Consider the following 13,649-nt stretch of genomic DNA (forward strand, 5'->3'; position numbering starts at 1 on the left):
AATTCGAGTATATGATAAAAAATAAATAAGCAACTGAACGCGATGCGGTAGAATTTTGCTCATATTTTGAACAAATCGCTGATCCGCCCAATTTCCTACGATAACTCGCTTTGGAGCTTTGTTTCAGACAAAAGTCTTTGAAGCTCAGACAATCGTCCAATTGGGCTGAGAATTTATTCAAAATATGGCAAAATTCCAATGCATCGCGTTCAGTTGCTTATTTATTTTTCATCATATACCAGAAGTCTATAGTGTGGACAAGTCCATAGTGACGGATCCTTACAAACCCTTTGGAAAGCACATGCATCAAAAACATCCGCAGAAAGTCTATTCCCTTGATCGTATGTGGGATGTATCTTCCACCATTCCTGTAATCTTTTACAAGGTAAGTAACTGTCTGATCTGTCATTCCAAGGATCCTCTGATCGGTGTTCATAAGTCTCTCTAATCTTCCGTCACATATACGAAATCCTACCGTCGCAAATCACAATTTACCCAGCAAGTCGAGCGTTCACACCCTGAAACCAAGGTTTACTAAAATTATACTTAGTACCATTCACATGTGCCCAGCCAGTTTTCTTTCCATATTTAAACTGTAAGTAGATCACATCTTTAGATAAAGATAATTTGGTTAAAGTAACAACTTTACCTTTAGGAACAGTATATGCGACTTTAGAGCCATTATAGAAAGTAAGTTTTTTCGCAGTCACAAACTGATTCTTGGCAAAGTATTTAGAATATTTATCTTTTTTATTGTTTGCGATCAGGCTCTTTACAGTCGTTGTGGAAGTTGTTGCGGCAACTAGTTTTCCTTTGCTGTATTTGTAAGGAATATTCCAGGAAATCCATCCAACTTCAGCAGGTTGATCACTGTTATGGATCGTTACATAATTCTTATCAGCGGCAACGATCTCATTTTGATAAGATGCATTTGTATTAAAAGAATTGATGCAGTTTAGCTTTTTACGTTTCTTGTTATAAGTATAAATCTGATTGAATGTAATACAGTCATTATCACCATGTCCTACAAACTGAAGGAATTCACGGCTGTTTGACATGTTTGCATAGGTTACCTTGATCCAGCAAAAAGAGCTGTCTTTCAAAGACTTTGAATAAACCGTTTTTTTATTCATTGTAACTTTGATCTTGTTGATATAATCGTTCTTATCTTTACTTGTTGTAATTTTGATGGCATCAGCTTTGCCATCTCCGTTCATATCAACTTTTGCATTGTAAACTCCGTTTTTGGCAGGAACTGTTTTTACAGCTGCTTTGGTGATCGCTGGAGCATTGAAACACATCAGCAAGCCTAATGCTGCACATCCAGCGATTTTTGTAAATGTTTTTCTCATGATCAAATCCCTCCTTAAACTTATTGAAAATATATGAGAATGTTACATTTGATTTTATTGTAGCATAAAGTTCGAAAAAAATATCTGTTTTTTGAATTCTTCATAAAGACTTAAGAATATCGAAAAAGGCTGAAAGATCATTGTAAAAAGTGCATAAAAATAGTAATAAATTCATACATATATTAAAGAATATGCTGAAATTAAAAAAAGTACTTATATAAAGAATAAAAAGTATGTATAATAATCAATTGACAAGAAATAAGCAGAAAAACGCAGTGAAAGATTGCACACGGTAGTGGGGATTGGTAACGAGTTTTGTTCAGATCCCTGCTATTTTTTTGAGCTTATTTTTATATAAGAAACAAACAATAAATTTTTTAGAAGAAGGAGAGAGAAAAATGCCACAGAATAAAAGAGAAAGTCTTATCTATACATTTATCATGTGTTTCATGATGGTATTTTGGATGAGCATATACAACGTATCATTACATATGGGTGGATTATCCATGGAATCAATCAAAGCTGGATGGTTAGGATTCCCAATCGCATATATTTTTGCAATGTGCTGCGACTGGTTCTTTGTATCTAAGCTTGCGAAAGGATTTGCTTTTAAATATCTTGTAAAACCAGATAGTTCTGTTTTAAGAAAAGTAATCAGCGTATCTTGCTGTATGGTAGTTCCTATGGTTATCATTATGTCACTTTATGGAGCAGTTGAAGTAAGTATTGAAATGGGAAATTTCTCAAACTTATTGATGATGTGGCTGACTAATATCCCTAAGAACTTTGTGATGGCACTTCCATATCAGCTGATCATTGCAGGACCTGTTGTACGCTTTGTATTTAGAGCTGCATTTCCTGAAGGTAAAGTACTTGCATAATGCAGGTTAATTGAAGATATAAAAAATACCGTCTGTTTCTGTGACGAGCTCATATGGTCACAGAACAGATGGTATTTTTTATATCTAAATTAAGCTTATGACAAGTGCTTAAACATCTTCATGTAACACTTCAGACAGTTGTGTTGCATCCCAGTCTTCAGATATTGCGAAGAGACATTTATGGAAATAGATGACTGCTTGGTCATCGAGCTTTCCAGAACGTAATTTTAAAATCGCATCCTTTGCCATTCCCTGAATTTTATGTAAGATCGCAAGCTTTAATTTACGGATTTCATCTGATGCATTATAAAGCTTACTCATATCGTAATCATCAGAATTGCCGCAACGTGCAGCACATGTCTCACACATGGGGGCGATTTTTGATTTTTCGGATTGTATGAGAGACATAGTATTTTGGATTGTTCCATCGGATAAAGAAATATCTGCACTGTCAAGGAGTGCCTGCAAGATCAATAGATCTGTGCGAGCACTTTTTTTGTGCATGGAGCAGACACGGGAGAGGCCGATGGTTGATTCGATCAATTGATCTCTTAAAGATAATGAATCTGCCATAGATTAATCCTGTTCTAATGGAAAGATCACCACTAACATCATCTTAAAAGCTTCTACAGCATGTACAGAGTGAGGTTTCTTTGCAGGCATAACAAGAGTTTCTCCCTGATTTAAGATATATTCTTTGCCATCAACAACAAATTTTCCAGTTCCTTCGATCACTGTTACCATGGCATCTCCGATGGAATCGTGAGTTCCAATTTCTTCTCCTTTAGCGAAAGCAAAAAGAGTGACACTTACGAAGTCATTTTGAGCTAATGTTTTGCTTACTACTTGTCCAGCATCTGCGTTTACCTGATCTGCAATCTTTAATACTTTTTCATGTTCAATATTTTTAATGTATGGGTATGTGTTCATCATAAAATCTCCTTTTCTGAATATAATAATTTCTTACATCTGTTTTTAGTGTATCTAAAATAGAAGAAAAAGTCTGTTGTTTTTACAACGAAATGAATTGAGAAGAAATATCATATAACAGATATATAAAACTGACATAACTACATTTCTTTTCTTTCCTATATAAATGTGCTAGAATAGTCGTTAGAAAATTTTTGGAGGAAAAGATGATGAAAAACAGTGTCAAAAATTTAATCGAATTTATCGATCATAGTCCAAGTTGCTTTCATGTGATCGAGAATGCAAGAAAACAATTTATGGATCATGGTTTTATTGAATTAAAAGAAAAAGAGTATTGGAACTTAGAAGAAGGAAAGAGCTATTTTGTTACAAGAAATGGAAGTTCGATCATCGCATTTCATTTGCCGAAAAAAGATTTTCAAGGCTTTCATATCGTGGCAAGCCACAGTGATTCGCCAACTTATCGAATCAAAGAACAGCCAGAGATGCGGGTAGAGAATCATTATACAAAGTTAAATATAGAGCGATATGGAGGAATGATCCCGGAGACATGGTTTGATCGACCATTATCTGTGGCAGGACGCATTATAATAGAAGAAAGTGGTCAGATCAAAGATCAGCTTCTAAATGTTGACAGAGATCTTTTGATCATTCCAAACCTTGCAATCCATATGTCAAGATCGACCAAGGAATCAAAAGCTTTAAATCCACAAAAGGATCTGCTGCCATTATGTGCATGTGATCTATCCAAAGATGGATTTGAAGATATGATCGCCAAAGAAGCAGGCGTTAAGAAAGAAGATATCTTATCTTATGACCTGTTTTTATATAATCGAATGAAAGGGACTAGTCTTGGGATGAATGAAGAATTTGTTGCAGCACCTAAATTAGACGATCTTGAATGTGCATATTCATCCATTGAAGGAATGTTAAACGCCAAGTTGTCCAAAGATTATGTCACAATGTGTGCGATTTTTGATAATGAAGAAGTTGGAAGTGGAACAAAACAAGGAGCTGGATCTACATTTTTCCCAGAAGTTTTAAAAAGGATCTGTTATTTAACAGGTAAAAATGAAGAAGAATACTGCATGGCGGTGGCAGACAGCTTTATGTTATCAGCAGATAATGCCCATGCAGTGCATCCAAACTATCAGGATAAGACAGATCCTACAAACCGACCTTATATCAATGAAGGAATCGTATTAAAATATAATGCATCTCAGAAATACACAACCGATGCGAATTCAGCAGCACTTGTAAAATATCTGTGCAAGAGAGAAAAAATCAATTGTCAGGTATTCTTTAATCGCTCTGATATACTAGGAGGTTCTACATTAGGAAATATCTTAACTAGGCAAGTATCGATCAAGGCAGCAGATATTGGGTTGCCACAGCTTTCCATGCATTCCACGTATGAAACAGCTGGATGTAAAGACTTAGATGATATGATGACTCTGATGAAATCTTTCTATCAGATTGGAAAGGAAGTGCAGATTTAATGGAGGAGAAACGATTGCAGATGTCAGAAAGTTTCTTTTTAACAGCAATCCTTGCAATTGTAGGAGGTTTTCTTGATGCATACAGTTATTTAATGCGAGGACATGTATTTGCAAATGCACAGACAGGAAATATCGTATTGTTTGGTGTATATCTTGAAAAAAGAAATTTTACACAGGCAATTTATTATCTGGTTCCAATTCTTGCATTTGCGGTAGGAGTCATTCTTGTAGAAATTGTAAAACATTTTTATAAAGAAGAACATAAGATTCATTGGAGACAGAGAATTGTGGCATTTGAGCTTATATTAGTAACGATCGTTGGATTTATCCCGTTAGGTCAATATGATGTTGTGGCAAATGTATTAATCTCCTTTGTATGCTCAATGCAGGTAGAGACATTCCGAAGAGTTCATGGACATCCATTTGCAAGTACGATGTGCACTGGAAACTTAAGAAGTGGAACCGAGGCACTCTGCCAGTATTTCAAAACAGGAGATAAGACTTTAAAGCAGAAAAGCTTACGATACTATGGAATCATCACATTTTTTATCATTGGAGCAATTATTGGAGGATTCTTGACAGGACGTGCTGGAGGAGAATCCATCTTTATCTGCAGTATTTTACTTACAATTGCAACGGTTTTAATGGCAAAAGAGTTCAGAATTTAAGAAAAAAGGGAATTCCGATAATTGGAATTCCCTTTTCCTTATAAATGACAAAGATGAAATTATTCTTCTGGAAAGACTTCATTCACAAGCTGGCAGTATTCTTCATACTCATGGAACTCCGAAAGATCAGCAAATCCTTCGATCATTCCACGATAATACCATCCTTGCATCTTCTTGTCCTTCATATTAAAGCGCTGCCACAATTCTTCTCCAAGAATCTTATAATCACGATAAAGGGCACGAATATTGGCAAGCTTGTCACCAAGGGCAATGATCTTAGCGTTTCGTGGTGCATGGTTCTTTAGAAAATCAATGGTATGACCTTTCCTTTCGACCCATGTTTTGCTCTTGTCTTCACTCTCCTGATAAACATAAGAAGCAACAACATCACCAAATTCATGTCTGATATCCTCAATCGAGATATCATCACAGTCTTCAACAACATCATGAAGGACAGCGGCACAAAGCATGTCTTCATCAAGGGTCATAGCGGCAACAATGGCAGCAACTTCCAGAGGGTGGATGATAAAAGGAAGGTTGGTACCTTTTCTTGTCTGACCGTTGTGAGCATTTGTTGCGAAAATAACGGCTTTTTCAAACATTGGAAAACTCCTTTGATAAAAATAGTTAGTGTAAAATAATTGTTAAGATAATCATAAAGCATTTTTTGGGGGGATTCAAGTATGAAATCCAATATTTATATACAAAGAAAAATTGATTTTTTATAAAATACTCTGCCACTTTAAAGTAAGTGAGTGTTGACTTTTTATATGTGTGAAGTTACAATAAGAAAAGGAAAAAAAGGAGAAGAAAAACAATGACAGAGAGTAACTTTACTATCGGATTTATCGGTCTTGGTCTGATCGGTGGATCTATTGCAAAGGGAATTAGACGTGTATTCCCGAACTACACACTCATTGGAATGGATGAAAATCCGGATACCATAAAAAGTGCATTGGAAGAAGGAATCATTGATTCGGTTGCAACGGACTGCAAGACAGATTTTGCAGATTGCAACTATGTATTTTTATGTGCGCCGGTTCAATATAATGTAATGTATTTAAAGGATCTGAAGGAATCGATCAATAAAGATTGCATTTTAACAGATGTTGGGAGTGTAAAGGAAGAGATTCATTTAAAGATAGAAGAACTGGGAATGGAAGAATGCTTTATCGGGGGACATCCGATGGTAGGGTCAGAGAAAGCTGGATTTTCCTTTAGTTCTGACAGGTTAGTGGAGAATGCTTACTATTTTATTACACCAACAAAGAAGATCAGTGAGCAAAGAGTCAAAGAATTTACGAATTTTATTGAAGAACTTGGAGCACTTACGATTATTTTGGATTACAAGCAGCATGATGCCTATACAGCTGCGATCAGCCATGTACCGCATATCATAGCAGCAGAACTTGTACATATTGTAAGTAATATGGATACAGACGATGGAATCTTAAAACAGCTGGCAGCAGGAGGGTTTAAAGATATCACAAGAATCGCTTCGTCTTCACCAGTTGTATGGGAACAGATTTCTCTATCTAATAAGAAGAATATCAAAGAATTATTAAAAAAAGCGCAGAATCATTTAGGATATGTGATCGCAGCTCTTGATATGGAAGATCGAGAATATCTGAATAACTATTTTAAAGAGGCAGGAGAATACAGAGATTCCGTACCAGACAGTGCTGTCGGTCTGATCCAGAAGTCATATGAGATCTTTATCGATATCCCGGATGAACCAGGAACGATTGCAACAACAACGACATTATTAGCTCTTAACAATGTAAGTATCAAGAACATCGGTATCATTCACAACCGTGAATTCGAAGAAGGTGTTTTAAAGATCATGTTATATGATGATGAATCCGCAAAGAAAGCGACAAAGATCTTAAGAGATAAAAATTACACAGTATACGAGAGGAAATAAGCATGAAATTAACAAAAAGCACAGGACTTAGAGGAGAACTTTCTATCCCGGGAGATAAATCGATCAGCCACAGAGCTGTAATGTTTGGATCACTTGCCAAGGGAACAACACATATCAGCAACTTTTTATCAGGAGCAGACTGCCTTTCAACGATCGATTGTTTCCGTAAGATGGGAGTAGAGATCGAGCAGGATGAAATGAATGTTACAGTTCATGGAAATGGACTTCATGGATTAAAAGCACCGAATGAGACACTTGATGTGGGAAACAGCGGAACAACAACAAGACTGATTTCAGGAATTCTTGCAGGACAGGATTTTGAAACTGTATTATCAGGAGATGCATCTTTAAATAAACGTCCAATGGGAAGAATCATCAAACCATTAGAGCAGATGGGTGCAAAGATCACAAGTGTAAATGGAAACGGATGTGCGCCACTTAAGATTGAAGGAACAAAATTAAATGCAACACATTACGATTCGCCAGTTGCATCTGCACAGGTAAAATCCTGTGTTTTATTAGCAGGTCTTTATGCCGATGGAAAGACAAGTGTGACAGAACCAGCATTATCAAGAAACCATACAGAATTAATGCTTCGTTCGTTTGGAGTAGAAGTAGAATCACACGATACAACAGCAACGATCACACCACCAGAAGAGATGATCGCAACAGATATCGTTGTGCCTGGAGACATTTCTTCAGCGACATTCTTTATCGTAGCAGGCCTTATCACACCAAATTCATGCATTCGTTTAAAGAACGTTGGAATCAACCCAACAAGGGATGGAATCTTACGTGTATGCAAAGATATGGGGGCTGATGTTACATTGGAAAATGTGATTGATAATGGTGGAGAACCAACAGCAGATATCGTTGTAAAGACAAGCAGATTAAAAGGAACAGTCATTGGTGGAGAAGTTATCCCAACACTGATCGATGAGATTCCAGTCATTGCCCTTTTAGCAGCATTTGCAGAAGGTGAGACAGTGATCAAAGATGCAGCAGAACTGAAAGTAAAAGAATCTGACCGAATCGCATTAACAGTTGATAACCTTGTGAAAATGGGGGTTGATGCAACAGCAACTGATGATGGAATGATCATCAATGGTGGAAATTCACTTCATGGAGCAAGCATCAACTGTAAATATGATCATAGAATCGCTATGACATTCTCTATCGCAGGAATCAATGCAGAAGGTGAGACAGTGATCGAAGATTCTGAATGTGTGGATGTATCTTATCCAACATTTTATGAACAGTTAAATTCATTACAATAGATGAAAGAAGTAAGCGAGCATTTTAAGTGGATATAAATAAAAACTAAAAAAGGAGTTATAATCAGAAAGATATCATGAAACGTTTAAAATTAGGCAAAATACAATGGATTTCATTGCTGGTAGTCAGTGCTATGTTTGCAAATCTCTGCAGTCATATGGTACTGGCAGCATCAGCAAGTGAACAGACAAAAGCAAAAGTAACGACAACAGCAGCAAAAAAAACAACAAAAACAAAACAGGAAGAATACAAAGCATTCTGGTTTTCTTATTATGATTACGATACTTATCGTGAGACAAACAAAAAAAGAAATGCAAAAACATTTCGTACATATTTTACAAAGGTTGTAAAAAAGGAAAAAAGTTTTGGAATGAACCGTGTGATCGTTCAGGTCAGACCATTTGGAGATGCTATTTACAAATCAAAATACTTTCCATGGTCAAAATACATTTCTGGAAAACAGGGAAGAAGTCCTGGATATGATCCATTAAAGATCATGGTAGATGTTGCACATAAGAATGGAATGAAGATTGAAGCATGGGTGAATCCATATCGTGTAACAATTGGATCAACAAATTATAGTAAACTTTCAAAGAATAATCCAGCAAGAAAATGGCATGCTAAGAAATCAACAAGCAGAAATGTACTTGCATATAACGGAAGTTTGTATTACAACCCATCAAAGAAAGATGTACGTAATCTGATCATCAATGGGGCAAAAGAAATCGTAAAGAACTATAAAGTCGATGGAATTCATATGGATGATTATTTTTATCCGGAATTTACAAGTAAGAATGTAAAAACGGCCTTTGATGCGAAAGAATATAATAAATCATCTTACAAGAAGAATAAGAAGAGTATCTATACATACCGTCGTGCACAGGTAAGCACACTGGTAATGGATATGAAAGCAGCAATCAAAAAGATCAATTCCAAAGTTACTTATGGAATCAGCCCAGCTGGTAATATTGATAATCTGACAAGTAAATATTCTTACTATGTAGATATTTATAAATGGACGAATTCCAAAAAATATGTAGATTATATCTGCCCACAGATTTACTGGGGATTCAAACATCCAACAGCGAAGTTTAACAAAGTGACGGATCGTTGGGTTAAGGCTTGCAAGAGCAAGAAAGTAAAACTTTATATTGGAATCGGAGTTTACCGTGCAGGTCACAATACAGGACAAAATAGTGCGGAACGTAAAGAATGGAAGAGTGACAAAAACGTCCTAAAGAATCAGGTGAAGTATGGAAGAAAGAAAAAAGTCGATGGATTTGCATTTTTTGACTATCAGGATCTGACAAGTAAATCAAGTTCTAAAGCGGTAAGCCAGTTAAAAACAGTCTTAAAAAAATAGAAAAATCCGAGAGGAGCATGATACATAGAAATGAAAAAAACATTATATAAATCAAGAAAAGGCCGCTTTTTATTTGGTGTATGTGGAGGTCTGGCAGAATATTTTGATGTAGATCCAACACTAATACGAATTCTTACAGCAGCATTATGCACGACAGGAACAGGATTGCTATTATATATTGTGGCAGCGGTTGTCATGCCTGAGCGTGTTGAATAATTGTCTTTTTCTTGAACCAATCTAAAGAATGTGATAAAATAGACAATCATGTCAAAAATTGGGTCAAATAAGACTATGATCATGAAGATAAACACACATAAAGAAGAGGAGAATTCATATGAAATTACCAATATTGATCGCAATGGTCCTCTATATGGCAATAGTTGTCTGGATTGGTGTCTTTTACAGCAGAAAGACGAAGACATCCGAAGACTATTTCCTTGGAGGACGAGGACTTGGACCATGGGTTACTGCAATGAGCGCAGAAGCATCAGATATGAGTAGCTGGCTGTTAATGGGATTACCAGGACTTGCATACGCAACAGGATTCAGCCAGGCAGGATGGACAGCTATCGGATTGATCCTTGGTACATACTTAAATTGGAAGATCGTGGCAAAGAGATTACGTCATTACACAGAAGTTGCAGATAATGCGATCACAGTACCAGATTTTTTCAGTAACCGTTTCAAAGATGATAAGAAGATCTTAAGCAGTATCTCTGCGATCATGATCCTTATTTTCTTTACAGTATACACAGCATCAGGATTTGCTGCATGCGGTACACTATTTAACTCTGTATTTGGATTAAACTACCAGAAGAGTATGATCGTCTGTGCGATCGTTATCGTATTATATACATCTATGGGTGGATTTCTAGCAGCAAGTACAACAGACTTGATTCAGGGATTATTAATGTCATTTGCAATCGTGATCGTGCTGATCGTTGGAATAGTCAACGCAGGTGGAGTAGCGAATGTCGTTGCACATGGTCAGGCATTAGATGGATTTTTTGATATCATGAAATATCATGATCCAGCAACAGGAAATGCAGTATCACAGGGTGGCATTCCAATCTTGTCAGGACTTGCATGGGGACTTGGATACTTTGGTATGCCACATATTCTCGTAAGATTTATGGCAATCCGTGACCCACAGGAAGTAAAGAAATCAAGAAATATCGCAATGATCTGGGTACTGATTTCATTAAGTGTAGCCGTATGTATCGGATTTACAGGAGCAGCACTATATCCAAATGTAGCAGAATTAGCTGGAAATGGAAACCAGAGAATCTTTATTTATATGACAACTCACTTATTTAAAGGACTGATTCCATTATTTATGGCAGGAATCATCCTTTCAGGAATTCTTGCTGCAACAATGAGTACATCAGATTCACAGCTGTTGATCGCATCATCCTGTGTATCTAAGAACTTATTCCAGGGATTATTTAAGAAAGAGATGTCCGAAGAAAAAGTACTGTTGATCTCAAGAATCACAACAATCGTGATCGCGTTGATCGGTATTTTTATTGCGATGGATGAGAACAGCTCTGTTTTCGGATTAGTAGAAAACGCATGGGCAGGATTCGGTGGAGCATTTGGTCCATTAACACTGTTCGCATTATTCTGGAAGAGAACAAACCTAAAAGGTGCGATCGCTGGAATGTTAAGTGGTGGTATCATTGCACTGGTATGGCCATTTACTTTAGCTAAATTAGGCGGTATTTTTGAAATTTATTGCTTATTACCAGCATTTATCGTTTCTTCTATTCTGATCATCGTGGTTAGTCTTTGTACGGAAGAACCTAGTGAGGTTATGGCAGAAGAATTTGAAAGAGCAAAAAGTCTTAATGATTAAATTCTGATTGAACTAAATCGCTGTGCGATGGCCTGCCAAGGCTGTGGCACAGTTTTTTTTTAATTAAAAAAGGCAGTAGATAATTGATCCAAAAAGTAGTATTGTTAAATCAACACAAAATAACAACCACAAAATCACTTATCACTGCCATGTAGAGAATAACATTAAAAATTCTGATCGTTTATTTATTTTTTATCATATACTCGAAATCTACAGTTGGCCAACCACCACACAAATTAAAATTTCTTACAATCAAAAGCAGGATTTATCGCATAGAAATTCTTACTATCCAAATGATCCTGTACATTTCTCAAAGCTTCTCCAAATCTCTGAAAATGCACGATCTCTCTGGCTCTTAAGAACTTCAATGGTTCTTTGACATCAGGATCGTCAATAACTCTTAACAGGTTATCATAAGTTGTTCGAGCTTTTTGCTCTGCAGCAAGGTCTTCGCTTAGATCGGTGATCGGATCTCCGACAGACTGGAAAGTAGTTGCGCTAAAAGGCATTCCGCTTGCTGCCTGTGGCCATACACCTGCTGTGTGGTCTACATAGTAAGCTCCGAATCCAGATTTTTTAATTTGTTCTGGTGTTAAATCTCTTGTTAACTGATGCACGATGGTACAGATCATTTCCAAATGAGCTAATTCCTCGGTTCCGACATCAGTTAATACTCCACATACATTTTTATAAGGCATTGCAAATCTCTGTGAAAGATATCTCAGGGAGGCTCCGAGTTCTCCATCAGGACCGCCATACTGTGTAATGATCAGCTGGGCCATTGCAGGATCAGTTCGTTTGATATTTACAGGAAATTCCAGTCGCTTCTCATAATTCCACATACTAGCATCCTCCCTTCTTCATCCATGGCCAGGAATCAGTTGCCCATGTAAAGTGATCGTCAATGTCAGCACTATCGATCGTTAATGGTTCAAAATTTCTGGCATATTCTTTTAGCGCCTGTTTTCTTGCTTTCTGGTATTGATTAAAATGATTGATTGCTTTCTGATCATTTGGATGAGTATCCAGATACAAGGTTGTATCGATCAGGGCAAAGCTAACTGTATCAATATAGTTTAATAGTTTTTTCTTATCATACTGATTCATTATCTGCACGCCCCTTTCCCATAAAATGGTTTATTTAATTCTGGAAAGATTGTTCCGCATTTTAATCCCTCTTCTGGACTATAGATCTGATTCCAATGCTGCCAAGGAACATACTGCATTGCAACAGGCATAGAATCGATACCGCCATGGCGATGTCCATGATTTTTTATTTCAGACGGTTGGTTACAACAACATCGATCCATCGATATTCTCCTTTTCTTATTTATATTATCATGGTATGTATGTAAAATAGAAATGTGAGAATCTTCTTTTATAGTGTAAATCCTTGTTATTTGATAAAAATTCGTATAGAATAGATTGATCTTATGGCTGGGATCATTACTGATCGTAGTGATCTCAAATATAATGACAGGGGAAATAGATATATTAACATTGACTGCAGCATTAATTGGAGCAACATCTTTGATCTTTGCAGCAAAAGGTAATGTATGGGCACAGATTCTAATGATCTTCTTATTATGCACTGGGATATGCGTCAAACGATATTGTATTGATTATTTTGTGGGTTATGGCATCTATCAAAGATCCGTCATATTTTCCAGTGGTAGTAAATTTCATGATCTTTTTCCTAAATGATATGTACGGATTTATCAGCTGGAAGAAGAGAGAAGCAAAGATTGAAGAGAAGATAGAAATAGGATAAACAACAGATAAAACAGGTGGAAATGAGTAGAAAAATTCATTTCCACCTGTTTTTATGTTACAGAAAATTTATGAGAAATATTTAAAATCACAATAAAATCTGCTATAATAAATCAAAAATGAATAGTTCAA

15 protein-coding genes and 1 pseudogene are annotated in these 13,649 nt (G+C 36.4%); 8 read left to right on the plus strand and 8 right to left on the minus strand.

Translation table 11 applies throughout. From position 1 onward, the window contains the following. Positions 1-256: 256 nt before the first annotated feature. Together OCV53_RS06915 and OCV53_RS06920 are read right to left on the minus strand one after the other, a co-directional pair. A pseudogene (locus OCV53_RS06915) lies at positions 257-424 on the minus strand (transposase); the annotation flags it as partial. A gap of 67 nt (positions 425-491) precedes the next feature. Continuing rightward, positions 492-1,352 carry a hypothetical protein gene (locus OCV53_RS06920; protein WP_055197325.1) on the minus strand — a complete coding sequence of 287 codons (861 nt, stop codon included), beginning with the start codon at positions 1,350-1,352 and terminating at the stop codon, positions 492-494. Positions 1,353-1,750: 398 nt separating this feature from the next. Here OCV53_RS06920 and OCV53_RS06925 point away from each other — a divergent pair, with 398 nt between their 5' ends. Further along, complete coding sequence (locus OCV53_RS06925) at positions 1,751-2,233, plus strand: DUF2798 domain-containing protein (RefSeq protein WP_022374463.1); 483 nt, start codon at positions 1,751-1,753, stop codon at positions 2,231-2,233. 108 nt (positions 2,234-2,341) lie between these two features. Here OCV53_RS06925 and OCV53_RS06930 read toward each other — a convergent pair whose 3' ends face one another. Then, positions 2,342-2,806 carry a hypothetical protein gene (locus tag OCV53_RS06930; RefSeq protein WP_022374462.1) on the minus strand — a complete coding sequence of 155 codons (465 nt, stop codon included), beginning with the start codon at positions 2,804-2,806 and terminating at the stop codon, positions 2,342-2,344. 3 nt (positions 2,807-2,809) lie between these two features. Next, positions 2,810-3,163, minus strand: coding sequence for a cupin domain-containing protein (locus tag OCV53_RS06935; RefSeq protein ID WP_055197327.1), 354 nt, complete (start codon positions 3,161-3,163; stop codon positions 2,810-2,812). Between the two features lie 209 nt (positions 3,164-3,372). Here OCV53_RS06935 and OCV53_RS06940 point away from each other — a divergent pair, with 209 nt between their 5' ends. Together OCV53_RS06940 and OCV53_RS06945 are read left to right on the plus strand one after the other, a co-directional pair. Next, on the plus strand, positions 3,373-4,662 hold the full coding sequence (locus OCV53_RS06940; RefSeq protein WP_081020056.1) for a M18 family aminopeptidase: 1,290 nt from the start codon (positions 3,373-3,375) through the stop codon (positions 4,660-4,662). A gap of 20 nt (positions 4,663-4,682) precedes the next feature. Then, positions 4,683-5,330 (plus strand): YoaK family protein, encoded by a 648-nt coding sequence (locus tag OCV53_RS06945; protein ID WP_331485891.1) that lies wholly within the window; start codon positions 4,683-4,685, stop codon positions 5,328-5,330. A 59-nt stretch (positions 5,331-5,389) separates the two neighbouring features. On the opposite strand, the gene OCV53_RS06950 is transcribed toward OCV53_RS06945, so the two are convergent. Then, on the minus strand, positions 5,390-5,932 hold the full coding sequence (locus OCV53_RS06950; protein WP_022374458.1) for an HD domain-containing protein: 543 nt from the start codon (positions 5,930-5,932) through the stop codon (positions 5,390-5,392). Between the two features lie 215 nt (positions 5,933-6,147). On the opposite strand from OCV53_RS06950, the gene OCV53_RS06955 reads away from it, so the two are divergent. The 5 genes from OCV53_RS06955 to putP all read left to right on the plus strand — a co-directional run bounded on the left by OCV53_RS06955 (position 6,148) and on the right by putP (position 11,747). Then, positions 6,148-7,254, plus strand: a complete 1,107-nt coding sequence (locus OCV53_RS06955) for a prephenate dehydrogenase/arogenate dehydrogenase family protein (protein WP_055197329.1) — start codon at positions 6,148-6,150, stop codon at positions 7,252-7,254. A 2-nt stretch (positions 7,255-7,256) separates the two neighbouring features. Then, entirely contained in the window at positions 7,257-8,531 is a 1,275-nt protein-coding gene (gene aroA / locus OCV53_RS06960; protein WP_055197331.1) for a 3-phosphoshikimate 1-carboxyvinyltransferase, read from the plus strand. A 74-nt stretch (positions 8,532-8,605) separates the two neighbouring features. After that, a complete protein-coding gene (locus OCV53_RS06965) occupies positions 8,606-9,892 on the plus strand; it encodes a glycoside hydrolase family 10-like protein (RefSeq protein ID WP_055197333.1) in 1,287 nt (428 codons plus the stop codon). Positions 9,893-9,922: 30 nt separating this feature from the next. Beyond that, positions 9,923-10,108: a PspC domain-containing protein gene (locus OCV53_RS06970; protein WP_055197335.1), complete on the plus strand. Its 186-nt coding sequence runs from the start codon at positions 9,923-9,925 to the stop codon at positions 10,106-10,108. Positions 10,109-10,226: 118 nt separating this feature from the next. Continuing rightward, on the plus strand, positions 10,227-11,747 hold the full coding sequence (gene putP, locus OCV53_RS06975) for a sodium/proline symporter PutP (RefSeq protein WP_022374453.1): 1,521 nt from the start codon (positions 10,227-10,229) through the stop codon (positions 11,745-11,747). A gap of 236 nt (positions 11,748-11,983) precedes the next feature. Here the strand turns inward: putP and OCV53_RS06980 are convergent, their stop codons facing one another. From OCV53_RS06980 to OCV53_RS06990, 3 genes are read right to left on the minus strand one after another with little or no spacing between them, the layout of a single operon-like run. After that, positions 11,984-12,589, minus strand: a complete 606-nt coding sequence (locus OCV53_RS06980; RefSeq protein WP_022374452.1) for a manganese catalase family protein — start codon at positions 12,587-12,589, stop codon at positions 11,984-11,986. A 1-nt stretch (position 12,590) separates the two neighbouring features. After that, complete coding sequence (locus tag OCV53_RS06985; RefSeq protein ID WP_022374451.1) at positions 12,591-12,854, minus strand: spore coat protein CotJB; 264 nt, start codon at positions 12,852-12,854, stop codon at positions 12,591-12,593. Next, complete coding sequence (locus OCV53_RS06990) at positions 12,854-13,057, minus strand: spore coat associated protein CotJA (RefSeq protein ID WP_055197337.1); 204 nt, start codon at positions 13,055-13,057, stop codon at positions 12,854-12,856. The genes OCV53_RS06985 and OCV53_RS06990 overlap by 1 nt, the downstream gene beginning before the upstream one ends. Positions 13,058-13,649 lie beyond the last annotated feature (592 nt).

It is taken from the genome of Anaerostipes amylophilus, assembly GCF_025567365.1.
Taxonomy (GTDB): domain Bacteria; phylum Bacillota; class Clostridia; order Lachnospirales; family Lachnospiraceae; genus Anaerostipes; species Anaerostipes amylophilus.